Origin of the sequence: Serinicoccus sp. CUA-874 (assembly GCF_001942225.1) — a bacterium.
In the GTDB taxonomy this organism is placed as follows: Bacteria; Actinomycetota; Actinomycetes; order Actinomycetales; family Dermatophilaceae; genus Ornithinicoccus; species Ornithinicoccus marinus.
Map to the genome: position 1 here is coordinate 166926 of NZ_MKJZ01000037.1, position 24166 is coordinate 191091.

At 72.1% G+C, this 24166-nt stretch carries 23 protein-coding genes, 2 tRNA genes and 2 pseudogenes; 14 read left to right on the plus strand and 13 right to left on the minus strand.

Annotation, left to right across the window (positions count from 1 at the left end; translation table 11 throughout):
• Positions 1-92 precede the first annotated feature (92 nt).
• From valS to BJF80_RS15440, 8 genes and pseudogenes are all read left to right on the plus strand, one after another.
• Complete coding sequence (gene valS, locus BJF80_RS15405) at positions 93-2783, plus strand: valine--tRNA ligase (RefSeq protein ID WP_075814932.1); 2691 nt, start codon at positions 93-95, stop codon at positions 2781-2783.
• Positions 2784-2792: 9 nt separating this feature from the next.
• The gene (locus BJF80_RS15410) at positions 2793-3548 is read left to right on the plus strand and encodes a DUF4129 domain-containing protein (RefSeq protein ID WP_083673732.1); all 756 of its coding nucleotides are present in this window, start codon (positions 2793-2795) and stop codon (positions 3546-3548) included.
• A complete protein-coding gene (locus BJF80_RS15415; protein WP_075814936.1) occupies positions 3545-4078 on the plus strand; it encodes a hypothetical protein in 534 nt (177 codons plus the stop codon). The genes BJF80_RS15410 and BJF80_RS15415 overlap by 4 nt, the downstream gene beginning before the upstream one ends.
• Positions 4075-5123 (plus strand): annotated as a pseudogene (locus tag BJF80_RS15420) (AAA family ATPase). Before BJF80_RS15415 ends, BJF80_RS15420 begins: the two are co-directional and overlap by 4 nt.
• On the plus strand, positions 5123-6487 hold the full coding sequence (locus BJF80_RS15425) for a DUF58 domain-containing protein (RefSeq protein ID WP_022924252.1): 1365 nt from the start codon (positions 5123-5125) through the stop codon (positions 6485-6487). The pseudogene BJF80_RS15420 and the gene BJF80_RS15425 overlap by 1 nt, the downstream one beginning before the upstream one ends.
• Before the next feature lie 2 nt (positions 6488-6489).
• Positions 6490-7032 (plus strand): hypothetical protein, encoded by a 543-nt coding sequence (locus tag BJF80_RS15430; RefSeq protein WP_075814938.1) that lies wholly within the window; start codon positions 6490-6492, stop codon positions 7030-7032.
• Positions 7033-7086: 54 nt separating this feature from the next.
• Positions 7087-7458 (plus strand): YidH family protein, encoded by a 372-nt coding sequence (locus BJF80_RS15435; protein ID WP_022924254.1) that lies wholly within the window; start codon positions 7087-7089, stop codon positions 7456-7458.
• Complete coding sequence (locus BJF80_RS15440; RefSeq protein WP_075814940.1) at positions 7455-7802, plus strand: DUF202 domain-containing protein; 348 nt, start codon at positions 7455-7457, stop codon at positions 7800-7802. Before BJF80_RS15435 ends, BJF80_RS15440 begins: the two co-directional genes overlap by 4 nt.
• A gap of 27 nt (positions 7803-7829) precedes the next feature.
• Here the strand turns inward: BJF80_RS15440 and clpX are convergent, their stop codons facing one another.
• The 6 genes from clpX to BJF80_RS15470 form a co-directional block, all read right to left on the minus strand.
• Complete coding sequence (clpX, locus tag BJF80_RS15445; protein WP_022924256.1) at positions 7830-9107, minus strand: ATP-dependent Clp protease ATP-binding subunit ClpX; 1278 nt, start codon at positions 9105-9107, stop codon at positions 7830-7832.
• A gap of 71 nt (positions 9108-9178) precedes the next feature.
• The gene (locus BJF80_RS15450) at positions 9179-9481 is read right to left on the minus strand and encodes a hypothetical protein (RefSeq protein WP_143554149.1); all 303 of its coding nucleotides are present in this window, start codon (positions 9479-9481) and stop codon (positions 9179-9181) included.
• On the minus strand, positions 9436-10239 hold the full coding sequence (locus tag BJF80_RS15455; protein WP_527251119.1) for a glycosyltransferase-like membrane protein: 804 nt from the start codon (positions 10237-10239) through the stop codon (positions 9436-9438). The genes BJF80_RS15450 and BJF80_RS15455 overlap by 46 nt, the downstream gene beginning before the upstream one ends.
• Entirely contained in the window at positions 10122-10754 is a 633-nt protein-coding gene (locus BJF80_RS15460) for a hypothetical protein (protein WP_143554150.1), read from the minus strand. Before BJF80_RS15460 ends, BJF80_RS15455 begins: the two co-directional genes overlap by 118 nt.
• A 139-nt stretch (positions 10755-10893) precedes the next feature.
• A complete protein-coding gene (locus BJF80_RS15465; RefSeq protein ID WP_075814948.1) occupies positions 10894-11598 on the minus strand; it encodes an ATP-dependent Clp protease proteolytic subunit in 705 nt (234 codons plus the stop codon).
• A gap of 32 nt (positions 11599-11630) precedes the next feature.
• Positions 11631-12236: an ATP-dependent Clp protease proteolytic subunit gene (locus tag BJF80_RS15470; protein ID WP_075814950.1), complete on the minus strand. Its 606-nt coding sequence runs from the start codon at positions 12234-12236 to the stop codon at positions 11631-11633.
• A gap of 231 nt (positions 12237-12467) precedes the next feature.
• Here BJF80_RS15470 and BJF80_RS15475 point away from each other — a divergent pair, with 231 nt between their 5' ends.
• Positions 12468-13400 (plus strand): DMT family transporter, encoded by a 933-nt coding sequence (locus BJF80_RS15475; RefSeq protein WP_075814952.1) that lies wholly within the window; start codon positions 12468-12470, stop codon positions 13398-13400.
• Between the two features lie 483 nt (positions 13401-13883).
• Here the strand turns inward: BJF80_RS15475 and tig are convergent, their stop codons facing one another.
• Positions 13884-15257 carry a trigger factor gene (gene tig / locus BJF80_RS15480; RefSeq protein ID WP_022924261.1) on the minus strand — a complete coding sequence of 458 codons (1374 nt, stop codon included), beginning with the start codon at positions 15255-15257 and terminating at the stop codon, positions 13884-13886.
• A 94-nt stretch (positions 15258-15351) separates the two neighbouring features.
• Positions 15352-15428, minus strand: a tRNA-Pro gene (locus BJF80_RS15485).
• Between the two features lie 83 nt (positions 15429-15511).
• Between BJF80_RS15485 and BJF80_RS15490 the strand changes: the two genes are divergently transcribed.
• Positions 15512-15585 (plus strand) — tRNA-Gly (locus BJF80_RS15490).
• Here BJF80_RS15490 and BJF80_RS15495 read toward each other — a convergent pair.
• A complete protein-coding gene (locus BJF80_RS15495; protein ID WP_075814954.1) occupies positions 15574-16212 on the minus strand; it encodes a TetR/AcrR family transcriptional regulator in 639 nt (212 codons plus the stop codon). The two genes, BJF80_RS15490 and BJF80_RS15495, sit on opposite strands and share 12 nt — an antisense overlap.
• A gap of 75 nt (positions 16213-16287) precedes the next feature.
• On the opposite strand from BJF80_RS15495, the gene BJF80_RS15500 reads away from it, so the two are divergent.
• The gene (locus BJF80_RS15500; protein WP_075814956.1) at positions 16288-17001 is read left to right on the plus strand and encodes a GAP family protein; all 714 of its coding nucleotides are present in this window, start codon (positions 16288-16290) and stop codon (positions 16999-17001) included.
• A 45-nt stretch (positions 17002-17046) separates the two neighbouring features.
• Here BJF80_RS15500 and BJF80_RS15505 read toward each other — a convergent pair whose 3' ends face one another.
• Positions 17047-17598 carry an NADPH-dependent FMN reductase gene (locus tag BJF80_RS15505; RefSeq protein WP_075815036.1) on the minus strand — a complete coding sequence of 184 codons (552 nt, stop codon included), beginning with the start codon at positions 17596-17598 and terminating at the stop codon, positions 17047-17049.
• A 23-nt stretch (positions 17599-17621) separates the two neighbouring features.
• Complete coding sequence (locus BJF80_RS15510; RefSeq protein WP_075814958.1) at positions 17622-18665, minus strand: DNA polymerase IV; 1044 nt, start codon at positions 18663-18665, stop codon at positions 17622-17624.
• A gap of 171 nt (positions 18666-18836) precedes the next feature.
• On the opposite strand from BJF80_RS15510, the gene BJF80_RS15515 reads away from it, so the two are divergent.
• The gene (locus BJF80_RS15515) at positions 18837-19049 is read left to right on the plus strand and encodes an antitoxin (protein WP_022924265.1); all 213 of its coding nucleotides are present in this window, start codon (positions 18837-18839) and stop codon (positions 19047-19049) included.
• A gap of 63 nt (positions 19050-19112) precedes the next feature.
• On the opposite strand, the gene BJF80_RS15520 is transcribed toward BJF80_RS15515, so the two are convergent.
• Together BJF80_RS15520 and BJF80_RS15525 are read right to left on the minus strand one after the other, a co-directional pair.
• A complete protein-coding gene (locus BJF80_RS15520) occupies positions 19113-19580 on the minus strand; it encodes a ribose-5-phosphate isomerase (RefSeq protein WP_022924266.1) in 468 nt (155 codons plus the stop codon).
• Positions 19581-19591: 11 nt separating this feature from the next.
• Positions 19592-20251: a mycothiol-dependent nitroreductase Rv2466c family protein gene (locus BJF80_RS15525; protein ID WP_187344384.1), complete on the minus strand. Its 660-nt coding sequence runs from the start codon at positions 20249-20251 to the stop codon at positions 19592-19594.
• 68 nt (positions 20252-20319) lie between these two features.
• Between BJF80_RS15525 and pepN the strand changes: the two are divergent.
• A pseudogene (pepN, locus tag BJF80_RS15530) lies at positions 20320-22892 on the plus strand (aminopeptidase N).
• 37 nt (positions 22893-22929) lie between these two features.
• Positions 22930-24165, plus strand: a complete 1236-nt coding sequence (locus BJF80_RS15535; RefSeq protein WP_022924269.1) for an NRAMP family divalent metal transporter — start codon at positions 22930-22932, stop codon at positions 24163-24165.
• Position 24166: the final 1 nt, after the last annotated feature.

The window sequence follows — 24166 nt, forward strand, 5'->3', positions numbered from 1 at the left end:
TGATGCGCTCCCGGAACACCGCAACGGCCCACCTCGTTGAGGCCCGGTCCTGCCGCTCCGCCGCCCCGTCGCGGTCTGTGACAATACCGAGCATGACGCACACCCACCAGATCGCTCCCTCGCGCCCGGCGCAGCTGCCCGAGCGTCCGTCCGTCGACGGCCTGGAGGAGAAGTGGGTCGGGGTATGGAAGGACACCGACGTCTACGCCTTCGACCGGGACGCCGCGGTGGCCGGCCCGCGCGAGCAGATCTTCGCCGTCGACACCCCTCCCCCGACCGCCTCGGGGACCCTGCACCTCGGCCACGTCTTCGGCTACACCCAGGCCGACTGCCTGGCCCGTTACCACCGGATGACCGGCAAGCAGGTCTTCTACCCCATCGGGTGGGATGACAATGGCCTGCCGACCGAGAAGCGGGTGCAGAACTACTACGGCGTGCGCGGGGACGCCTCGCTCCCCTACGACCCCGACTTCACGCCGCCGCAGCGCGGCGGGGAGGGCAAGAGCCTCAAGGCCGCCGACCAGGTGCCGGTGAGCCGGGCCAACTTCATCGAGCTGTGCGAGGAGCTCACGGTCATCGACGAGCAGGCCTTCGAGGAGGTCTTCCGTCGTCTCGGCCTGGCCATCGACTGGAACGTGCAGTACCGCACCATCGAGGATCGCTCCCGCGCGGTCGCCCAGCAGGCCTTCCTGCGCAACCTCGCGCGCGGCGAGGCATACCAGTCCGAGGCTCCGGGGCTGTGGGACATCACCTTCCAGACCGCGGTCGCCCAGGCCGAGCTCGAGGCGCGCGACTACCCGGGTGCCTACCACCGGGTGGCCTACCACCGTGCGGGTCAGGACCCGGTCTACATCGAGACGACCCGCCCCGAGCTGATCTGCTCGGTGGTCGCGCTGGTCGCGCACCCCGACGACGAGCGGTATGCCGACCTCGTCGGGACCACCGTCACCTCCCCGCTCTTCGGGGTCGAGGTGCCTGTCCTCGCGCACCCGGCGGCGGAGATGGACAAGGGTGCCGGCATCGCGATGTGCTGCACCTTCGGCGACATGACCGACGTGATGTGGTGGCGCGAGCTGGGCCTGCCGACCCGGTCGGTCATCACCCGCAGCGGCCGGTTCCAGGCCGAGACGCCGGCGTGGGTCGCGGGCGGCCCGGGCGAGGGTCTGTATGCCGAGCAGCTCGCGGGCAAGACCACGCACTCGGCCCGCGAGGCCACCGTGGCGGCGCTGCGCGAGAGCGGGGACCTCGACGGCGAGCCCACCCGGACCCAGCGCAAGGCCAACTTCTACGAGCGCGGCGAGAAGCCGCTGGAGATCGTCACCAGCCGGCAGTGGTTCATCCGCAACGGCGGGCGGGAGGAGGACCTGCGCGCCGCGCTCGTCGCCCGCGGCGCGGAGATCGACTTCCACCCCGCGTTCATGCGCAGCCGCTACACGAACTGGGTGGAGGGGCTCAACGGCGACTGGCTCATCAGCAGGCAGCGTTTCTTCGGGGTGCCCTTCCCGCTCTGGTACGCCGTCGACGCCCACGGCGAGGTCGACCACGACCGGGTGCTCGGCGCCGACGAGGCCAGCCTGCCGGTCGACCCCGTGAACGACGTGCCCCCGGGGTATACCGCGGAGCAGCGGGACGCCCCGGGCGGCTTCACCGCCGACACCGACGTCATGGACACCTGGGCGACCAGCTCGCTCTCGCCGCAGATCGCCGGCGGCTGGCCCACCCGGGGCGGCCGGGGCGAGGGGTCCGACGCCGAGCTCTTCGAGGCGATCTTCCCCTTCGACATGCGGCCCCAGGGTCACGACATCATCCGGACCTGGCTGTTCGCCACGGTCGTGCGGGCGCACCACGAGCACGGCTCTGTCCCGTGGACCGACGCCTACCTCAACGGCTGGATCCTGGACCCGGACCGCAAGAAGATGTCCAAGTCCAAGGGCAACGCCGCCACGCCGCTGGGGATGCTCGAGGCGAACGGCACGGACGCGGTGCGCTACTGGGCCGCCGCCGCCCGCCCGGGCGTCGACACCGTGGACGACCCCGGCCAGGTCAAGGTCGGGCGCCGGCTCGCGATCAAGCTGCTCAACGCCAGCAAGTTCGTGCTCTCCTTCGGCGAGCTGCCGGAGGGCGCCGCGGAGTCCGAGCTGGTCACCGAGCCGCTCGACCGCGCCATGCTCGCCGGGCTGGCCGACGTGGTCCGGCGGGCCACCGACGCCTACGAGCGCTGGGACTACTCGACCGCGCTGGACGTCACCGAGTCCTTCTTCTGGGGCTTCTGCGACGACTACCTCGAGCTGGTCAAGGAGCGTGCCTACGGCGGCGCCTTCAGCGCCGAGGGCCCCACGACCGACCCCTCCGCCGCGACCCTCTCGGCACGGGCCGCGCTCCGGCTGGCCCTGTCGGTGCAGCTGCGTCTGCTCGCGCCGGTCGTGTCCTTCGCCACCGAGGAGGTGTGGTCCTGGTGGCACGAGGAGGGCAGCTCGGTGCACGCCCAGCCCTGGCCGGTGGTCGAGGAGCTCTCCCGCGCCGCGGACGACGCCCCGGCCGCGCTGCTGACCACCGTCGGGCAGGCCCTGGCGGGGCTCCGGCGGGCCAAGTCGGAGGCCAAGGTCAAGATGCGCACCGAGATCTCGGCCGCGACCGTCGCCGGGCCGGGGACCGAGCTCGACCACGTCCGGTCCGCCCTGGACGACCTGCGTGCCGCCGGCAAGGTCGTCGGCGAGGTGTCCTTCGCCGACGCCGACACCCTGAGCGTCGAGGACGTGGCCCTGGTGGTGGACCCCGCTTAGGCTGAGGTCATGCGCAGGGGCATGGGTCCGACGGTCGTCATCGCCGTCGTCGCTGCCCTGGCCGGCATCACGCTGCTGCTGTGGAGCTCGAGCAGCGGTTCCTCCCTCGTCGGCCCGCCGCAGAGCACCTGGGAGCCCTCGGTCGGGATGCCCGACCTGCCCGCCGTGACGCAGGCCCCGGCCGAGCAGGTGAGCGGTGGCGAGCTCGAGGAGAGCGAGGGCCGCGCCGTCGACTGGCTGCTCATCGGGTTCCTCGTCCTGGTGGTCGCGGTCGTCCTCATGGTGCTGCGGATGCTGGCGAACCGCGGCATCCGCGAGCGGGAGCCGCTCACCGTCGAGGAGGACGAGGAGCTCGTCGCCCTGCTGGAGGCCAGCGGCGACGACGTCCGCTACCGGGCGCTCGCGGAGGGTGACCCGCGCAACGCCGTCGTCGCCTGCTGGGTGGCCCTCGAGGACGCCGTGCGCCGCTCCGGGCTGCACCAGAACCCCGCGGAGACCGCCGCGGAGCTCACCCGTCGGGTGCTGGGCCGGTGGGAGGTCGACGAGGCCGCGATCCGGGAGCTCTCCGAGGCCTACCGCGAGGCCCGTTTCTCCCGGCACCCGGTCAGCGAGCAGCAGCGCGACCGGGCGGTCGGCGCGCTCGAGCGGATCCACGACGACCTGCGTCGGCGCGTCCTGGCCGAGCAGGCCCGCGCCGCCGAGGAGGAGGCCGCGGCGCAGGAGCAGGGCGAGCAGCAGGCCGGGCGGGCCGGAGGGGTCCGGTGAGCCCCACGGTCCACGGCGCGGTCACCCGGCGCACGCTGCGCCGCCAGCTGACCCCGGCGCTGGTCGGCGCGCTGCTCGTCGGCGCGCTGCTCTACTACATCGGCTCGCTCCCCTACGCCCTGCCGCTGGCCGTCGTCGCCGTGGTTCTCGCCGGTCTCGTCCTCGGCCTGGCGCTGTGGGGCGCGACGAGCACCACCCGCGACGTCGAGCAGGCCTACTGGGTGTCGACGCCACGGCAGGAGTCGGCGCCGCCGGACGCCATGGACTACCGCCTCCTGCGGCTGCGGCGCGACCTGCGGGACGCGCTCGAGCGGGACGACCGGGGCGACCACATCTACCCGGTCGTCCGGGAGCTGGCCGCCGAGCGGCTGCTGGCGCACCACGACGTCGACCTGGAGACCGAGCCGGAACGGGCGCGGGCGGTGCTCGACCCCCACCTGTGGAACTACCTGACCCGCCCGCCCACCGACAGGCGCAAGCGCAGCAAGAGCGCCCTGCACACCGCGATCGAAGGAGTCGAGCAGCTGTGAGCCAGACCAGCACCGAGACACCCACCTTGACCACCGAGGAGGTCTCGCGCCGCGCCGGCGAGGTGCTCGACCGCGTGGAGCAGGCGGTCGTCGGCAAGCGCGAGGCGCTGACCATGGTGCTCACCGCGATCCTGTCCCGGGGCCACGTCCTGCTGGAGGACTTCCCCGGGCTCGGCAAGACCCTCGCCGCGCGCTCCTTCGCGCAGACCCTCGGGCTGGAGTTCACCCGCGCGCAGTTCACCCCCGACCTGCTGCCCTCGGACCTCACCGGGTCCTTCGTCTTCGACCAGAGGCCGCCGAGTTCGCCTTCCGCCCGGGTCCGTTGTTCACCGGGCTGCTGCTCGCCGACGAGATCAACCGCACCCCGCCCAAGACCCAGTCGGCGCTGCTCGAGGCGATGCAGGAGCACCAGGTCACCGTCGAGGGCCAGACCTTCGCGCTGCCGCAGCCGTTCCACGTCCTCGCGACCGCGAACCCGGTGGAGTACGAGGGCACCTACCCGCTCCCCGAGGCCCAGCTCGACCGCTTCCTGGCCCGGGTCTCCTTCGGCTACCCCTCGCCCGAGGAGGAGTGGGACGTGCTGCGCCGTCGCGTCTCTCGGCGGACCGAGGACCAGCGGCTGGAGCCGGTCACGGACGCCGCCGGGCTGGCCGCGATGCAGGAGGCGATCGAGCGCGTCCCGGTCGAGGACGACATCTCCCGCTACTGCGTCGAGCTGGCCTCGGCGACGCGCCGGCACCGTGCCGTCCTCGTCGGGGCCTCTCCCCGCGGCTCGCTCGCGCTCATGCTCACCGCGCGGGCGTATGCCGTCATCCGCGGCCGCGACTACCTCACCCCGGAGGACGTCAAGGCGGTCGCGCACGCGGTGCTGGACCACCGCATCTCGATCAAGCCCGAGCTGTGGATGTCGGACACCGGAGGCGCCGCCGTCGTGACCGCCGCGCTGGGCCAGGTGCCGGTCCCCGGCTCTCGCACCGGGGCCTCCACCGTGGACGACGGCACCGGACCCAGCCACGGCGACGGCGACGTCGGCACGCAGGCCTGATGTCGCTCACCGAGCGGGCCGACGCCTGGCGCCCGACGCACGCCTTCGCCCGCTGCCTCGTGGCCGTGCTGCTGGTCGCCCCGGTGGCGCTGCTGTGGCGCCGCCCGGACCTGCTCGTGCTGCTCAGCCCGCTCGTGGTCGTCCTCGCCTGGAGCCTCGCGACGCGCCCCGCCGACCGGCCGGACCACCGCTTCGCCCTGTCGCATGCTCAGGTGCGCGAGGGCGACCAGGCGCTGGCGGTCGCCGACCTCGAGCCGGTCGAGGGCGCCCACGTCCTGTGCGCGGCGTTGACCCCCGCCCCGTTCGTGGAGGCCGTGGCCCAGGAGCGGATGCGCGCGGCGTTGGACAGCGACGACCTCCCGGTCCAGCGCACGGCCACCGTCGTCGACGCCGAGGGGTCGCTCGTGCAGGGCCGGCGACGGCTGCTCGTCGGGCTGCGGGTCACCCGGTGGGGCGTGCGCCGGATCGGACCCATGCAGGTGGCGGCCAGCAGCGCCTGGGGGTCCTACCGCTGGGGGCCGATCTCGGTCGGGGCCCAGGGCCTGCGGGTGCTGCCCCAGCCCGCCGCCTTCGACACCTCGGCCCCGGCGCCGCACCCTCGCGGCCTGGTCGGGATGCACCGTTCCACCCGCCCGGGCGACGGCAGCGAGTTCGCCACGATCCGGCCCTTCCAGGTGGGCGACCGGCTGCGCCGCATCCATTGGCCGCGGTCCAGCCGCACGGGGGAGCTGCACGTGACCTCGAGCTACGCCGACCAGGACACCCACGTGGCCGTGCTCGTGGACGCGCACTACGACCTCGGCCGTTCCGGTGGGCTGACGGGCACGCCCAGCTCGCTGGACCGCTCGGTTCGTGCCGCGGCCGCCGTCGGCGAGCACTTCCTGCAGCAGGGCGACCGGGTGAGCCTGCGGGTGCTGTCCGCCCGCACCCCGCTCACGGTCCCGGTGGGAACGGGCCGGCGGCACGGTGTGCGCATCCTGGACACCCTGAGCCGGATCCAGCCGGCCGTGGACGACGAGACCGACCCGCGCAGGGTCCACCTCGGGGTGGGCTCGGGCACGCTCGTCGTCATGATCTCGGCCCTCGTCTCGCCCGACGCGCTCACCCAGGCCGCGACGCTGGCCGCCCGCGGCCTGTCGGTCGTCGTGGTGGACGCGCTGGTCGAGGGCGGCGCGGGTGTGGTCCCGAGCGCCGACCGCGACCCGCTCGCCCGCACCGCCTGGCGGATCCGGATGCTGGAGCGGGAGCGGGAGATCCGAGCGATCAGGCGCCAGGGCGTGGCGGTCGTGCCGTGGCTGGGCCCCGGCAGCCTGGACGTCGTGCTGCGCGAGCTGTCGCACCGGCGGCGCGGGGCGGGGGTGTAGCCGTGGGCGAGCTGCGCGAGCACTGGGTCAACCTGCGCACCGCCACCCCCAGCCACCGGCGGGTGCGGCTCCTGGCGGTCCTGGGGGCCCTCGGCTTCGCCCTCTCCCAGGCGGCCGCGGGCGGCGGCGGGCCGGTCGCCTGGGTCGGCACCGTGCTCCTGGGCCTGCTCGTCGTGGTCCAGCCGAACGGCATCATGCCCGCCGTCTTCCTGGTCTGGGCCATCGCCAGCTGGTGGGCGGGGGTCGACGGCCCGTGGCACTGGGCCCTGCTGCCCGCCACGTGGAGCCTGCTCGTCGTGCACGCGAGCGCCTCGCTGGCCGCGTCGGTGCCCCCGCAGGCGACCCTGCCGCCCACCGTCCTGCGGCGGTATGCCCTGCATACCGCGGTCGTCGCCCTCGTCACCACGGTCGTCTGGGCGCTCGCCGCCCTCGTGACGACCGGTGCCGCGACCGGCGGTCCGGTCCCCGGCATCCTCGGGCTGGCCCTGCTCGCGCTGGCGCTCGGGGGCTATCTGCGGCTACGTGAGCGCCAGCAGGACGGATGAGGTTTCTGCCTATGCTGGTCCGCGTGAGCGACGAGCCGATCGGAGCGGGCCCGGATGAGTGAGCGCCGGTCGGCGACCCGCCTGCCCCGGTCGGTGTACGCCCGTGGCTCGGAGCCCGACCCCCGGTTCAGCCTGGCCAACGAGCGCACCTTCCTCGCCTGGATCCGCACCGCGCTGGCCTTCCTGGCGGCAGGTGTGGCGCTGGAGGCGTTGCCGGTGCCGGTCGACCCCGGCTTCCGGCTCGCGGCCTCCGCGGTCTTCGTGGTCCTCGGCATGCTGGCCTCGCTGCAGGCCTGGGTGGGGTGGTTCCGGGTGGAGCGGGCCATGCGCGAGGGGCGCGCCCTGCCCCCGCTGACCATCGGCTTGTTCATCGCCGTCGGGCTGCTCCTGGCGATCCTGCTCGTCGCGATCGGGCTGCTGGTGTGAGCGCTCCTGCCTACGACCCGGGGCTGCAGCCGGAGCGCACGCTGCTGGCCTGGCGCCGCACCTGCCTGGCGCTCGCCGTTGTCGGTGCCGGGATCGCCCGCTTCACCGGGGTATACCTCGGGCTGGCGACGGCGGTCCTGGTGGGCGGGCTGGTGGTCCTCGGTGCCGGGTGGGCCTACCACCGGGCCACCGGGCGCTACCGTCGCGACCACCTCCGGCTGCACCACGACGACACCATCGCCTCGGACGGGGTGGCCTTCGTCGTGGCCGGCCTCAGCCTGGGCCTGGTGAGCGTGGCCGCCGCGGTCTTCGTGCTGCGGGTCGGTCTGGAACGACTGGGCTGACCGGGCCCCCCGGCGCACGGCCAGCGCTCAGGCGCTCTCCTTGCGCTGCTGCCGCTTGCGGGGGGCGACGTCGCGGCGCACGATCGTCGGGTTGACGTTCTCCTGCACGACCTCGCGGGAGATGACGACCTTGGCGATCTCGTCGTCGGAGGGCACGTCGAACATCACCGGGAGGAGGACCTCCTCCAGGATCGCGCGCAGGCCGCGGGCGCCGGTGCCGCGCAGCAACGCCTGGTCGGCGATGGCCTCCAGCGCCTCGTCGGCGAACTCGAGCTCGACGCCGTCGATCTCGAACATCTTCTGGTACTGCTTCACCAGCGCGTTGCGCGGCTCGGTGAGGATGTTGACCAGGGCGTCCCGGTCCAGCGGGGACACCGTGGTGATGACCGGCAGGCGGCCGATGAACTCCGGGATCAGCCCGAACTTCATGAGGTCCTCGGGCAGGACGTCGCCGAAGTGCTCCCCCACGTCCTTGGCGGATTTCAGCTCGGCACCGAAGCCCAGCCCCTGCTTGCCGGTGCGCGACTCGATGATCTTCTCCATCCCGGCGAAGGCGCCGCCGACGATGAAGAGCACGTTGCCGGTGTCGATCTGGATGAACTCCTGGTGCGGGTGCTTGCGGCCGCCCTGCGGCGGCACGCTGGCGACCGTCCCCTCGAGGATCTTCAGCAGCGCCTGCTGCACGCCCTCGCCGGACACGTCCCGGGTGATCGAGGGGTTCTCGCTCTTGCGCGCGATCTTGTCGATCTCGTCGATGTAGATGATCCCGGTCTCGGCCTTCTTCACGTCGAAGTCGGCGGCCTGGATGAGCTTGAGCAGGATGTTCTCGACGTCCTCACCGACATACCCCGCCTCGGTGAGCGCGGTCGCGTCGGCGATCGCGAAGGGGACGTTGAGCATCCGGGCCAGGGTCTGCGCCAGGTAGGTCTTGCCGCAGCCCGTGGGCCCGATGAGCAGGATGTTGGACTTGGCGATGTCGACGTTCTCGTCGGCGCTGCCCTTGCCCTCACCGGCCTGGATGCGCTTGTAGTGGTTGTAGACCGCGACGGCCAGGGCGCGCTTGGCCGGGTCCTGGCCGACGACGTAGTTCTGCAGGAAGTCGAAGATCTCCCGCGGCTTGGGCAGCTGGCCCAGCCCCAGGTCGCTGGACTCGGCCAGCTCCTCCTCGATGATCTCGTTGCACAGGTCGATGCACTCGTCGCAGATGTAGACGCCGGGCCCGGCGATCAGCTTCTTGACCTGCTTCTGGCTCTTCCCGCAGAAAGAGCACTTCAGCAGCTCGCTGCTCTCGCCCATCCGTGCCACGTGGTCGTCCTTCCTACCGCTGCGTCCTCACCGTGGTGCGGGCGACCCGGGGTCGCCCTGTCTGCACGACGCTACCTTGCCGAGCCGGGTTTCGGCACGGTTTTCCCGGCGCGATCCGCGTGTTGGGCCCGCGATCCGCTGTCAGCGGAACCCCGCTCCGGGGGAGCTCCCGCCGTGAGACCGGTCAGCACGAGCAGGACCGGGAGCAGGGCCACCAGGTAGCGCGGGCGGGCCTCGAACAGCGCGAGGTAGCCCGTCAGCGCGAGCAGGCTGACCGAGCAGGCGGCCACCCAGGGACCGCTCCGGACGCGCCAGAGCCCGACCCCGGTCACGAGCAGCGTCGCCACCCAGAGGCCGTGCAGCGCGGGGGCCACCACCTGACGGTAGGGCTCGCCGGAGCCGACGAACCAGGACTGCAGCGCGCTCCACCGGCTCCCGAGGAGGCCGGGCTCGTCCCGGTCGACGCCCCCCCGTGGGCCCAGAAGGTGCCGTCACCCCAGACCCAGGCGATCTTGCGGGAGGTGAAGGTCAGGTTGCCGACCACGCCCCGCTCCAGGACCTGGGTGCGGATCTTGTCGCGGGAGATCTGCTGCCGCAGCTCCTGGTCGGGCTGATGCTTCATGGTCGACGCGTGCTCCCAGCTCCAGCCACCGTAGACGCGGGTCGGCGACGGGTCCTGCGAGTCGTAGGTGCCCATCGCCAGGAAATGCTCCACCGGGTAGGGCTGCTGGACCTGCTCCAGGCGCTCCGACGGCAGCTGCGTCAGCCGCGCCGCCGCCGACGTGGTGGCCGCGACACCCACCCCCAGGGCCAGCGCGCCGGCCAGGACGGCGGCCACGGCACTCCTCGCGCCCCGTCGGCGCACCAGCTCGGGGACGAGGGCGAGCGCCCCGCAGGCGAGCGCGACGGCATACACCTTGATCGAGACCGCGACGACGAGGGCGAGGAGGGCGACGGCCCACCACCGCCGACGCCGGGTCACGTCGGCACGTACCGCGGCCCAGAGGCACACCGTCACGAAGGTCGCGGCCGGCACGTCGGAATAGGGGATGGCGGTCTGCGCACTGAGGCCCAGCAATACCGTCGCCAGGGCCTGCACGGGCAGCACCGAGCCCGGTCGGTCGAGCAGCACCATCGTGGGCCCAGGCACCAGACCACGACCCCGACCCCGACGCCCTGGAGGAGCAGCATGGACGTCACGGGCGGGAGACCGAGCTGGTCGCCGAGCAGGGCCCCGGGGGTGAAGAGGGCCAGGACGGGGATGTTGTTGGGGTACTTGGAGAAGTAGTTCTCGCGCCCTTGCGTGAGCGGCTCCCCGCCCACGAGCTCCTCGACGCCCCAGACCACCTGGCGGGCGTCCCAGCCGAAGTCGATCTGGGCGAGGGGAAGGTGGCCCAGCACGATCAGGCCACCGGCCGCGGCGCCGAGCCCGACCACCAGCCGCGGGCGGCGCTGCACCGCGGCGGCCACCGGTCCGAGCCGGCCGCGACCCAGCCACCAGAGCCCGAGCAGGAGTGCGGTCACCACCCACACCAGCCCGGCGGGCATGACGAACCAGCTGGTGACGGGCGCGACCACGGCGCACACCGCCACGACGAGCAGCAGCAGGCCCAGCCCCCGTTGCACCCAGCCCAGCACCCTCGTCACGCTGCGTGAACCTACCTGCTCGTGGCGCGGTGCCGGACCCGGCGCGCCCGGGGACGACGGGAGCCCGCCCCCCCACGAGGGGTGACGGGCTCCGGGGTCGGCGACCGGCGGACCGGGGTATGCCCGGCGCCGGGCGGCCTCAGTCGTCCAGCGACGCCTTGCGCGAGGCGAGCACCTCGTCGACGAGGCCGTACTCCTTGGCCTCCGCGGCGGTGAGGATCTTGTCGCGCTCGATGTCCTTCTGGACCTGCTCGGCGCTGCGGCCGGAGTGCTTGGCCCAGGTCTCCTCGAGCCAGGTCCGCATCCGGAGCACCTCGTTGGCCTGGATCTCGATGTCCGAGGCCTGGCCGTAGTCGCCGCCGGCGAGCGCCGGCTGGTGGATGAGCACCCGCGCGTTGGGCAGCGCGAAGCGCTTGCCCGGCGCGCCGGCCGCCAGCAGCACCGCGGCCGCCGAGGCGGCCTGGCCGATGACGAAGGTCTGCACGTCCGGCTTGATGTACTGCATCGTGTCGTAGATCGCCGTCAGCGCGGTGAACGAGCCGCCGGGGCTGTTGATGTACATGAGGATGTCGCGGTCCGGGTCCTGGCTCTCCAGCACGATGAGCTGGGCGATGATGTCGTCGGCCGAGGCGTCGTCGACCTGGACGCCGAGGAAGATGATCCGGTCCTCGAACAGCTTGGTGTAGGGATCCTGGCGCTTGGTGCCGTAGGAGGTGCGCTCCTCGAACTGCGGCAGGATGTAGCGGCTGCTCGGAGCCAGCGGACGGGCCAGGCCACCGCCGGGCTGCTGCGGGGTGCCGCTCCAGGCGCCACCGGCGTACGGGCTCTGCTGGGGGAAGGTCATGGGGTCAGCTCTCTTCTCGCTGGGGTGGCCGGTCAGGAGGTGGGGGACGACGGCGCGTCGCCGGAGCGCTCGTAGACGTGGTCGACGAAGCCGTACTCCTTGGCCTCGGCCGCGGTGAACCAGCGGTCGCGGTCGGAGTCGGTGGTGATCTGCTCCACGCTCTGCCCGGTGTGCTCGGCGATCAGCTCGGCCATCTGCTGCTTGATGTGCAGCATCTGCTCGGCCTGGATCTTGATGTCGGAGGCGGTGCCGCCGATGCCGCCCGAGGGCTGGTGCATCATGACGCGGGCGTGCGGGGTGGCATACCGCTTGCCGGGGGCGCCGGCGGAGAGGAGGAACTGCCCCATCGAGGCGGCCAGGCCCATCGCCACCGTGGCGACGTCGTTGGGGATCCACTGCATGGTGTCGAAGATCGCCATGCCCGCGGTCACCGAGCCGCCCGGGGAGTTGATGTAGAGCCAGATGTCCTTCTCCGGGTCCTCGGCGGCCAGGAGCAGCAACTGGGCGCAGATCGCGTTGGCGTTGTCGTCGCGCACCTCCGAGCCCAGGAAGATGATGCGCTCCTTGAGGAGCCGGTTGTAGATCTGGTCGTCGAGACCCGCCGGCGCGGTGCTCTCGGCCATCGTGATGTCGGTCATGCGCTGCTTTCCCTCGCTTCGTCCGGGGTATGCCGTGCGGCACCTGTGCTTGTCATCGACCCTACGTCCGCCCCCGTCGCGAAACTCCCCCGCGGGCGCCGTGTTCGCCCTGAGCGCACTGCCGCCTCGCCCCCTCCCCAGACCGACCGCACGGTCTGTGTGGCCCGGCCGCGCGGTCTGCGCCGACCGGCCGCACGGTGGGCACCGTCCCGGCCGTGCGAGGCTGTCCGCGTGACCGACACCCTTCGCGCCGACCGCACCTGGCTGGTCGCCCTGGCCGCCTCGCTGTGGGGCCTGTCCGCGCTCTGGCGCGGCCCGCTGGCGCAGGAGCTGCCCTCGCTCGCCATCGTCTTCTGGGAGCACGCCCTGCTGACCCTGGTCCTGCTGCCGTGGCTGGTCCCCGCGGTCCGCCGCTGGCGCGCCGCGAGCCTGCGCACCCAGGTCTCGGTGCTCGTCATCGGTGCCGGCAGCTCGGCGCTGGCCACGACGTTGTTCACCGCTGCCTTCCGCCTCGGCGACCCCATCACCCCGCAGGTCCTGCAGAAGCTGCAGCCCTTCATCGCGCTGGCGCTCGCCGCGGTCCTGCTCGGGGAGCGGCTGCGCCGGTCCTACCTGCTCTTCCTCGCGCCCGCCGTCGTCGGCGCGTGGCTGATGACCTTCGCCGACCCGCTGGCCGTCACGGTGAGCTCGGCGCAGGCCGCGCTGCTCGCGCTCGGCGCCGCGGCGCTGTGGGCGGGTGGGACGGTGCTCGGCCGGGCGGCGAGCGCGGAGCTGCGCTTCGTGGACCTGACGGCCCTGCGCTTCGCCGTCGGCCTGGTGACACTGGCGATCATCGCCGGCTTCACCGGCACCCCGTTGGCCGTCCCGCTCTCCGCCGCGCCCTCGATCGCGGCGCTCGCGCTGCTGCCCGGGCTCGCGGCGATGACGCTCTACTACCGGGCGCTGCGGCATACCCCGGCCTCCCGGGCGACTCTCGCCGAGCTGACCTTCCCGCTCACCGCCGCCCTCATCGGGGTGATCGCGTTCGGCAGCCGCCCGGAGCCGACCCAGTGGCTGGGGATGGCGCTGGTCGTCGCGACCGTCGTCGCGCTGTCGCTGCACGAGCAGCGCGCCCCGCAGCCCTCGGTCCGGGCGCCCGAGCGCGCCGAGGCCCTGCAGCGCTGACCTCTCTCGACCACCGCGGCCGCCCTCCCGCTCGATGTGGTGCCGTCCGTCGTACTCCACTGTGGTCCGGGTTGCCCGATCACCCGCGTCGAGCCGACGCAGCAGGTCACCGCTGCCGACCAGGCTGTCGCCCAGCACCACCAGGTCGACGAGATCGAGTACCCGTGCGCAGTCGAGGAAGGTGTCCAACGGCGTCGTGACCCGCAGGCCCCGGAAGACCACCGGCTGCCGCGACGAGGCGTGCACGACGAGGTCCTCCCGGGCCGACCGCGCCCGCCCGGTCGGCACGCTGACGTGCGGGCGCACCGCGTGCGGGACGACACCGCCCCAGAGCTCGGCGGCGGTGTGGTGGGAGGCGAAGGCGTCGGCCGGGGCGACCAGCAGCGCGGCCCGGGCCACAGAAAACGCGACTGCACCGGGTATGCCGTGAACTCGCCCTGCTGGGCGGCATACCCGGTGCAGTCGCGCACCGTGCGTGGTGGGTCAGGCCTTGGCGGCGTCCTCGGTCTCCTCGGCCTCGACGACCTCGTGGCCGGCCTCCACGACCTGGTCGCCCGGCCCGACCTCCTCGGCCGCCTCGTCGTCCTCGTCGTCACCCTCGATCGCGTCGAGGTCGACGACGTTCCCGTCGGTGTCGGTGACCTTCGCCTGCTCCAGGACGTTCGCGAGCGCCTTGCGGCGACCGACCTCGGCGACCATCGCGGGCACCTGGTTCTGCTGGTCGATCTGCTGCGCGAACTGCTGGGCGTTCATGCCGTACTGCTGCGCGGTCATCATGATGTACTCGATGAGCTCGCCCTGGTCGACCTCGACCTCGTCCCGCTTGACCAGCGCGTCGAGCAGGAACTGCGTCTGCATCGCCTTGATCGTGGACTCGGTGACCTCGGCGCGGTGCTCGTCGTCCTCGAGCCGCTCCTCGCCCTCGAGGTGACGGTGCACCTCGGCCTCGACGAGGCTCTCGGGCACCGGGATCTCGACCATGCCGAGCATGGCCTCCAGCACCTTGTCGCGGGCGCCGACGCCCTGCTCGAAGCGGGCGCCCTGCTCGGCCTGCTTGGCGAGGTCCTCGCGCAGCTCGTCCATCGTGTCGAACTGGCTGGCCAGCTGGGCGAACTCGTCGTCCAGCTCGGGCAGCTCGCGCTCCTTGGCGGCCTGCACGGTGACGGTGACGTCGGCGTTCTCGCCCTTGCGGTCACCACCGGCCAGCGGCGAGCTGAACTCGACGGTGTCGCCGGCCTTGGTTCCGCGCAGCGCGGTGTCCAGCCCGTCCAGCATCGTGCCGGAGCCGATCTCGTAGGAGACGCCGGTCACCGAGTCGATCTCCTCCTCGCCGATCTTTGCGGACAGGTCGATCGTCAGGTGGTCGCCGGTCTTGGCCTTGCGCTTGATCGGCTTGAGGGTGCCAAAACGCTCGCGCAGGTTGTCGATCCGGGTCTGCACGTCCTCCTCGGACGCCTGGACCGGGTCGACGACGACCTCGATGCCGGAGAAGTCGGGCAGCTCGAACTGCGGGACGATGTCGACCTCCGCCTCGAAGGCGAGGTCCTGGCCCTCCTCCATCGGCAGCGTGGTGAGGTTGACCTCGGGCTGCGAGAGCGGAGTGAGGTCGTTCTCGGTCATCGCCTGGGTGTAGTACTCCGGCAGGGCGTCGTTGACAGCCTCCTGCACCACGGCGCCGCGGCCGAAGCGCTGGTCGATGATCCGGTTCGGCACCTTGCCCTTGCGGAAGCCTGGGATCTGCACGTTGGCGCCGATGCTCTTGTAGGCGGCATCCAGCTTGGGCTGGAGGTCGGCGGCGGGGACCTCGACGGTCAGCTTGACCCGGGTCGGGGTCAGGGTCTCGACAGCGCTCTTCACTGCAGGTTGCTCCGTTGTCATGTCGGGGGTATGTCGTCTCTCGCCGGGCGTGCGAACAGCCCGCGGCGAGCACGCGGATCAGCACCATGCTAGGTGGTCGGGGTAGCCGGATTCGAACCGGCGGCCTTCCGCTCCCAAAGCGGACGCGCTACCAAGCTGCGCCATACCCCGTCGTCGGACGGCGTCACGGACGCCGCGGGCAAGGGTCTAGACTATCTCCTCGGCCCGGCGGGACACGCCTCACGCGGGGTCGCGCGGGTGTAGCTCAATGGTAGAGCCCCAGTCTTCCAAACTGGCTACGCGGGTTCGATTCCCGTCACCCGCTCCACTCACCGGTGCGCACGGCCGAGACGTAGCGACTCAGCTGGCGTCGGACCTCTCGCTCGTCCACGGCGTCCGGTATGGTCGATGCCTGCAGGGTCAGCCCGTCGACCACGGTATGCAGGAGCTCGGCGGCCTTCTCGAGCTTCGGGGGTAGGGGAGGGTCGGGGTCCGCCACCACCTGGGCGAAGAGCCTGTCCTCGCCTCGGACTTCGGCCACGACCCCTCGGCAGACCAGTCGGGTGCCCCGCCACCCCGCCTGACAGAGATCGGTGAGAGAGGGGTCGACCTGTGACTGCACCAGGGCCGCCAGCCAGACCCGCACCTCGCCCGTGCGACGTTCGTCGAACGGGAGCAGCTCCTCCAAGACCCGCCGGCACCGCTCCTCCCCCGGCGACCCGGTCCGCCACTGGTGGCGCACCCGCGCCGTCACCCCCTCGATCATCTGGTCGATGGCGAATCGCAACAGCTCGTCCTGGCTGGTGAAGTAGTACCGCACGGCTCCGAGCGACCAGGCGCCCTCGGCCGCGACCGAGCGCGCACTGGCAGCCGCCATGCCCTCGCGGGCGATGACCCGCCACATCGCGTCGGCGATCTGCCGCCGCCGCTGCTCGTGATCCACGACCTTGGGCATGAGCCATCTTGACACAGGTGTATTGGGAAGAGATGCTGGGGTGATCCGATACAGCTGTATCAGGAAGGGGAAATCATGGCACCGGGCGCGCTCCTGGCACTTGTCGGACTGGCGCTGGTCGACAGCACGAGCGTGGGCACGTTGGTGCTCCCCCTCCTGATGCTCGTGCACCCCAGGGTGAGTGCGAGCCGGGTCCTCATCTACCTGACCACGATCAGCCTGTTCTACCTCGCATTCGGCGTGGCCCTGCTGACCGGCGCCGACCTGCTCGGCGACCTGGCAGCCGACCTCTCGGGCACCCCAGGTGCGGACCACCTGCAGCTGGCGACGGGGATCGGTCTCCTGCTCGTCAGCTTCTGGCCAGATACTGCGTGGGCCAAGCGGGCCGCTGCTCGGCGCAAGGCCGAGGGTGCACCGCCACGGGCTCAGACCTGGGCGGACGCCATCGCCACCTCCGAGGGCAAGGTGTCGACGGTGATCGGGGTCGCGCTCGTCGCCGGGCTGATCGAGGCCGCCAGCATGGTCCCCTACCTCGGAGCCGTCGCCCTCATCAGCACCAGCGACCTCGGGCCCGGTGGCCGCCTCGGCGTCCTTGCCGGCTACGTGATGGTCATGGCGCTGCCCGCGCTGCTCCTGCTCCTCGTCCGACTCAGCCTCCACCAGAGGGCCGAGCCGACGCTGCGCCGCCTCTCCGCCTGGCTGGCAGCCCGTGCAGGTGGCGCCGTGTGGTGGGTCATCGGCATCATCGGTTTCCTGCTCGCAGCCGACGCGGCGACACGCATCTTCTGACGCCATGCAGGACCGCCCGGTCCGTGGGACCGGACCCGCGGGGAGTCAGGACCGCTGGCGTGCCGCGGCCTCCTCGACCTGGTCCAGCAGGGTCCCGAGCTCCTCGGGCCGGCGCTCGTTGGGCGCCACCTCGCCCCCGTCGAACTCGTCGAAGGTCGACAACGACACCTGCTGCCGGACCACGACCATGCTGTAGTTCGCCAGGATCAGCCGCCAGTGCTCGATGGCCCGGACACCGCCCTCGGACCCGTAGCCGACCAACCCGGCCGCCTTGCCCTGCCACTCCGGGTAGAGCCAGTCGGTGGCGTTCTTGAGGCCGCCCGGGACCGAGTGGTTGTACTCCGGCGTCACGAGCACGAAGCCGTCACAGGCGTCGATGGCAGCGCTCCAGGCGTGCACGGACTCGTGCGGGTACTGCTTCTTGGCGCCGCCGGGCACCTTCTCCCACTCCAGCAGCGGCACCCCGAAGGTCTTGAGGTCGATGAGCTCGTAGTCGGTGCCGCCGTCGCGCTGCTGGGCCTGGTCGTGGACCCAGCGGGCCACGCTCTCGCCCTTGCGGCCCTCGCGGATGGACCCGATGATGATGCCGATCTTCATGGGCACCATCGGACCACAGCTGCTCAGTACCCGCCCGGCGGGGGCACCATCTCGCCGCGCACCCCCAGCAGCCGCACCGGTCGCTCGTCCGCGAGGCGCAGGTAGAGCTCGAAGGCGGTGGCCGCGAGCACCTCGGGGTCGGTGGTCGGTTCCGGCAGCTTGCGACCCCGGTGGTAGGTGAAGAAGGGCACGAAGCGCACCTTGAGGAAGACCCGCTGCACCGGCCGGCCCTCCGAGGCGACGTCCTCGACGACCCGCGCCGCGAGCTCGCACAGGGCCTCGCGCACCTCCTCGGGGGTCACGAGGTCCTGCTGGTAGGTCGTCTCGCGGCCCCGCGCCCGCGGCACCCAGGGCGAGTCGTCCGGCCAGTCCGCTCCCCCGCCCCGGCCCAGCTCGGAGAGCCGCGGCCCGTTGGTCGGGCCGAACTCCGCGGCCAGCACCGCGTCGTCGGCCCCGGCCAGCTCCGCCACCGTGGTCAGACCGACCTGCTCCAGGCGCGCGGCGATGCGCTTGCCGACGCCCCACAGCGCCGTCGTCGGGCGTGGTCCCATCACCTCGAGCCAGGTCTCACGGGTGAGGACGTAGGTGCCGCGCGGCTTGCCGAAGTCGGTCGCGGTCTTGGCCCGCACGAGGCTGTCACCGATGCCGATCGAGCAGTGCAGCCCGGTGCGCTCCAGCACCGCCGCCTGCACCCCGGCGGCCACGGCCTCGACGTCGTCGGTCTCGACCCCGACGAAGGCCTCGTCCCACCCGAGCACCTGCACCACCGCGCCCGGCCACGCCCGCAGCGTGTCCATGACCTGCTCGGAGGCGTCCTCGTAGACCGGGAAGTCCACCGGCAGGAAGACCGCGTCGGGGCACCGGCGCGCGGCGACGCGCAGCGGCATACCGGAGCGGACGCCGTGCTCGCGCGCCTCGTAGGACGCAGTCGAGACCACCGCGCGCTCGGTCGGGTCGCCGCGTCCGCCGACGACCACGGGGCACCCCGCCAGCTCGGGACGGCGCAAGATCTCCACGGCGGCCAGGAACTGGTCCATGTCGACGTGCAGCACCCATCTGCGGCTCACGCGCCCATTGTGTCCGAGCCCGCCGACACCCGCCCGGGCGCGACCGGTCCTCGACCGCGACGCGCCCGGGCATCGCGCCCGGGTCGACAGCCCCGGGGGGATGTGGTTGCGTGGTCCCGCAAGAAAGGCGCCCCGACCGGGGCGCCGGACCCGATGGGAAGGAGTCTCGTCATGGGCTTCATGGACAAGGCCAAGGACATGGCCGGTCAGCACGACGAGAAGGTCGACCAGGGCGTCGAGCAGGCTGGCGACTTCGTCGACGACAAGACCGGCGGCAAGCACTCCGAGCAGGTCGACAAGGCCCAGGACTTCGCCAACGACCGCGCCGACCAGTTCGGTGGCGTCGAGGGCGAGGGCAACGGCGAGGGCGACAACAACGCCTGAGCGTGAGCTGAGCCTGCGAAGCCCCCGCCCGGTCGATCCGGGCGGGGGCTTCGTCGTGCGGCGTCAGGGCAGCGGCGGGAGCGTCCCGTCGCTCTCGTAGGCGCGCATCATGTCGATCCGGCGCTGGTGCCGGTCGTCGCCCGAGAAGGGGGTCGCCAGGAAGGCCTCGACGATCGCGCGCCCTTCCTCGAGGGTATGCATCCGCGCGCCGAGGGAGACGACCTGCGCATCGTTGTGCTCGCGGGTGAGGCGTGCCAGCTCGGGGTCGTAGGCGAGCGCCGCGCGGATGCCGGCCACCTTGTTGGCGGCCATCTGCTCACCGTTGCCCGACCCGCCCAGCACGATCCCGAGCGACCCCGGGTCCGCGGCGACCGCCTCGGCGGCGCGCAGCACGAAGACCGGGTAGTCGTCCTGCGGGTCGTGGTCGACCGGCCCGTGGTCGACGACCTCGTGACCCTGCTCACCGAGCCAGGTCACCAGGTCGCGCTGCATCTCGTAGGCGGCGTGGTCGCCGCCGATGTGAACCCGCACGGCGCTCTCCCTCAGCTGAAGTCCGGACCCACCGAGCGGGTCCGCTTGATCTCGTAGAAACCCGGGGTCGCGGCGACGAGCAGGCAGCCGTCCCAGAGCTTGCCGGCGGCCTCGCCCTTGGGGGCGGGTGTGACGACGGGCCCGAAGAAGGCGACGTCCTCGACCGAGACGACCGGCGTGCCGACGTCGTCGCCGACGAGGTCGATGGCCCGCTGGTGGCTGGCGCGCAGCGCCTCGTCGTGCTCCTCCGAGCCGCCGGCCTGGGCCAGCGAGGCGTCCAGCCCGAGCTCCTCGACCACCTCGGTGGTGATGGCGTCGAGGTCCTCGCTGCCGCGTCCGTCGAGGTGGATCCGCTGGCCGTAGGCGTCGTACATCTTCTTGCGCATCTCGTTGGCCTCGGCCGCGGGCAGGTCGGCGGTGGCCGCGATGATCGTGCGGACCGGGCCCCAGGCGCGGTCGAGCATCTCGCGGTAGCCCTCGTCGAGGTCGCGCCCCTCGTTGAGCACCGACAGGCTCATCACGGACCAGGTGATCTCCAGGTCGCGGACCTGCGCCGCCTCCATGAGCCACCGGGAGGTCATCCAGGCCCACGGGCAGGCCGGGTCGAAGAACATCTCGGCGTGGGTGGTCCGACCTGTGGCGGACTGGGCGGAGGACTCGTGATACGTCATGCGACCATCGTGTCACGGCATACCCTGCCCGCACCTGCGGACCCGACGCTCGACGAGGAGACCTCTGCATGCCCGGCACCAACCTGACCCGTGACGAGGCGGCCGCCCGGTCCGCGCTCATCCGCTGCGAGTCCTACGACGTGGCCCTGGACCTCACCCGGGGCGCGGAGACCTTCGCGACGAGCAGCACCGTCAGGTTCACCTGCACCAGCCCGGGCGAGTCGACGTGGATCGACTTCGTCGGCGCCTCGGTGGAGCGGGTCGTGCTCAACGGCACCGAGCTCGACCCGGCCACCGCCTGGGTGGACTCCCGGATCGCGCTGCCCGAGCTCAAGGAGAGCAACGAGCTCGTCGTCGAGGCGACCGGGACCTACATGAACACCGGCGAGGGGCTGCACCGCTTCGTCGACCCGGCGGACGGCGAGGTCTACCTCTACACCCAGTTCGAGGTCCCCGACAGCCGCCGGATGTATGCCGTCTTCGAGCAGCCCGACCTCAAGGCCACCTTCGCCTTCACGGTCACCGCGCCGGCCCACTGGCAGGTCATCTCCAACGAGCCGACCCCGGAGCCCACGGCGGTCGCCGACAGCGCGGACGGGCAGAGCGACGACCGCGGGGCCGCGACCTGGACCTTCCCCGCGACGCCGCGCATCTCCTCCTACATCACCGCCCTGGTGGCCGGGCCCTACGACGTGGTCCGCGACAGCGTGAGCACCCGGGCCGGCGAGATCCCGCTCGGGGTCTTCTGCCGCAAGAGCCTCACCCCGCACCTGGACGCGGACAACATCCTCGACGTCACCAAGAAGGGCTTCGCCTTCTTCGAGGAGGAGTTCGACTGCGCCTACCCGTTCAGCAAGTACGACCAGATCTTCACGCCGGAGTACAACATGGGCGCGATGGAGAACGCGGGCTGCGTCACCATCGTGGAGAACTACGTCTTCCGGTCCAAGGTGACCGAGGCGATCGTGGAGCGGCGCGCGCTGACGATCCTGCACGAGCTGGCGCACATGTGGTTCGGCGACCTGGTGACGATGACCTGGTGGGACGACCTGTGGCTCAACGAGTCTTTCGCCGAGTGGGCCTCGACGACCGCCCAGGCCGAGGCGACCGGGTGGAAGGACGCCTGGACGACCTTCGGCACCGCGGAGAAGGCCTGGGCCTACAAGCAGGACCAGCTCTCCTCGACCCACCCGGTCGCGGCGGACATGGTCGACCTCGCCGCGGTGGAGGTGAACTTCGACGGCATCACGTATGCCAAGGGCGCCTCGGTGCTCAAGCAGCTCGTCGCCTACGTCGGGCGCGAGCCCTTCCGGGACGGGCTCCGTGCCTATTTCGCCAAGCACGCGTGGGGCAACACCACGCTGCGCGACCTGCTCACGGAGCTGGAGGCGACCAGCGGGCGCGACCTGAGCTCCTGGAGCCAGGTCTGGCTCGAGACGGCCGGAGTCAACACGCTGAGCCCCGAGGTCGAGGTCGCGCAGGACGGCACGATCTCGGCACTGACGCTCGTGCAGACCACGCCGGAGGAGCACCCGACCCTGCGGCCGCACCGCCTCGCGGTCGGCTGCTACGACCTGGTGGACGGCGTGCTGCGCCGGACCCGTCGCGTCGAGCTGGACGTGGACGGCGAGCGCACCGAGGTCGCCGAGCTCGTCGGCAGCCGGTGCCGGACCTGCTGCTGGTCAACGACGACGACCTGGCCTACGCCAAGATCCGGCTGGACGAGCGCTCGCTCGCCACGGCCCTGGAGCACGTCCGGGGGATCGAGGACTCGCTGGCGCGGGCGCTCGTGCTGGGCGCCGCGTGGGACATGACCCGGGACGGCGAGATGTCGGCCAGCGACTACGTCCGGCTCGTGCTCACCGCGCTGCCCGGCGAGACCGACTCCACCCTGCTCCGGGTGCTGATCCAGCAGGTCAGCGCTGCCGCGCTCACGTATACCGCGCCGGCTCACCGGGAGTCGGTGGTGTCCTCGCTGACGACCGGGCTGCGCGAGGCCGCGCTGGGCGCCGACGGCGGCAGCGACGCCCAGCTGCAGCTGGTGACGGCGTGGGCCTCCTTCGCGCAGGCCGAGCAGGACGTCGTCCTCGTGCACGCCCTGCTGGACGGCGAGCGCGAGCTGGCCGGGCTGACGATCGACCAGGACCTGCGCTGGACGCTGCTCACCGCGCTGGCCACGGCCGGCGCGGCGGGCGAGGAGGAGATCGCCGCCGAGCGTGAGCGCGACAACACCGCCACCGGGCACGAGAAGGCGGCCCGCGCCCGCGCGGCGCTGCCGACCGCTGAGGCCAAGGATCGCGCGTGGACGGACGCGGTCGAGACCGCCGGTCTGTCGAACTCGGTGCTCGCGGCCATGGCGCTCGGCTTCGGCCGGGTGCACGACGTGGCCCTGCTGGAGCCGTATGCCGAGCGCTACCACGCGGTGATCGACCGGGTGTGGTCCGAGCGCACGCACCACATCGCCGAGTCGCTCGCGGTCGGTTTCTACCCGCTGGCCCTGGCGAGCCCGGCCCTGCTGCAGGCGAGCGAGGACTGGCTGGCGGCGCACACCGACGCCTCCAACAGCCTTCGGCGTACCATCGCCGAGAACCGCGACGCCGTCGCCCGGGCAGTCGCCGCCCAGGCGGCCGACGCCGGCTGAGGGCGCGACCGACCGCTCCCACGGGGAGGATCAGCAGATGGAGCAACCACCAGCGTCCACCGGGTCGCCGCGCACCCCGGTCTCCGCCCGGGCGGGACGCGGTGCCCTGCTCGGCGCCGTCTTCCTCATGGCGACCAGCGCCATCGGGCCCGGGTTCATCACCCAGACCACGGTCTTCACCGCCGAGCTGGGTGCCGCCTTCGCGTTCGCGATCCTCGTCTCGGTGATCGTCGACATCGCCGTGCAGCTCAACGTGTGGCGGGTCATCGGGGTGAGCGGGCTGCGGGCGCAGGACCTGGCCAACCGGGTGGTCCCGGGTGCCGGATACCTGCTCGCGGCGCTGGTCGTCTTCGGCGGGCTCGTCTTCAACATCGGCAACATCGGCGGCACCGCGCTGGGAGCCAACGCGATGCTCGGGCTCGACCCGCGGGTCGGCGGCGCCGCCTCAGCGCTGGTGGCGATCGTCATCTTCCTCAGCAAGCGTGCCGGGGTGGCCATGGATCGGATCGTGGTCGTGCTCGGGCTGGTGATGATCGTCATGGTCACCTGGGTGGCGATCACCTCCGATCCCCCGCTGGGCGAGGCGCTGCGTCAGACGGTGCGTCCGGACCGGGTCGACTTCCTGGTCATCGTCACTCTCATCGGCGGGACGGTCGGCGGCTACATCACGTATGCCGGCGCCCACCGGCTGGTGGACTCCGGGATCACCGGGCCGCAGCATGTCCGGGAGATCAGCCGGGTGTCGGTCACCGGCATCGTCGTCGCGGGCATCATGCGTGGGCTGCTCTTCCTGGCCGTGCTCGGCGTCGTCGCCGGGGGCGTCGCCCTGTCCGAGGAGAACCCTCCGGCGTCCGCCTTCGAGGCCGCGCTCGGCGAGGTCGGGGTCATCATCTTCGGGGTCATCCTCTGGGCGGCCGGGATCACCAGCGTGATCGGCGCCTCCTACACCTCGGTGTCCTTCCTCGCCACCTTCTCGGGCTGGCTGCAGCGGCACCGGGGCTGGGTCGTCGTCGGGTTCATCGCGCTGTCAACGGTGGTCTATGTCGCCCTGGGGCAGGCTCCCGTCACGCTGCTCATCCTGGCCGGAGCGCTCAACGGGCTGATCCTGCCGGTCGGACTCGGCGTCATCGTGTGGGTGGCCCTGCGCCGCCAGGACCTGCTGCAGGGCTACCGCTACCCGCTATGGCTGGGCCTGTGCGGTCTGGCAGTGTGGCTTCTGACGCTCTATCTCGCGTGGCAGTCGCTCGGCGGGATCGCCCAGCTGTGGGAGTGAG

Bases quoted from the DNA above. Each gene is read 5' to 3' on its own strand.
- BJF80_RS15495 (WP_075814954.1), bottom strand. From the start codon at position 16,212: ATGCCCAAGGTCGTGGATCACGAGCAGCGGCGGCGGCAGATCGCCGAC.
- BJF80_RS15525 (WP_187344384.1), bottom strand. From the start codon at position 20,251: ATGACGTATCACGAGTCCTCCGCCCAGTCCGCCACAGGTCGGACCACC.
- BJF80_RS15470 (WP_075814950.1), bottom strand. From the start codon at position 12,236: ATGACCGACATCACGATGGCCGAGAGCACCGCGCCGGCGGGTCTCGAC.
- BJF80_RS15505 (WP_075815036.1), bottom strand. From the start codon at position 17,598: ATGAAGATCGGCATCATCATCGGGTCCATCCGCGAGGGCCGCAAGGGC.
- BJF80_RS15500 (WP_075814956.1), top strand. From the start codon at position 16,288: ATGGCACCGGGCGCGCTCCTGGCACTTGTCGGACTGGCGCTGGTCGAC.
- BJF80_RS15425 (WP_022924252.1), top strand. From the start codon at position 5,123: ATGTCGCTCACCGAGCGGGCCGACGCCTGGCGCCCGACGCACGCCTTC.
- BJF80_RS15535 (WP_022924269.1), top strand. From the start codon at position 22,930: ATGGAGCAACCACCAGCGTCCACCGGGTCGCCGCGCACCCCGGTCTCC.
- valS (WP_075814932.1), top strand. From the start codon at position 93: ATGACGCACACCCACCAGATCGCTCCCTCGCGCCCGGCGCAGCTGCCC.
- BJF80_RS15515 (WP_022924265.1), top strand. From the start codon at position 18,837: ATGGGCTTCATGGACAAGGCCAAGGACATGGCCGGTCAGCACGACGAG.
- BJF80_RS15410 (WP_083673732.1), top strand. From the start codon at position 2,793: ATGCGCAGGGGCATGGGTCCGACGGTCGTCATCGCCGTCGTCGCTGCC.
- BJF80_RS15435 (WP_022924254.1), top strand. From the start codon at position 7,087: ATGAGTGAGCGCCGGTCGGCGACCCGCCTGCCCCGGTCGGTGTACGCC.
- BJF80_RS15465 (WP_075814948.1), bottom strand. From the start codon at position 11,598: ATGACCTTCCCCCAGCAGAGCCCGTACGCCGGTGGCGCCTGGAGCGGC.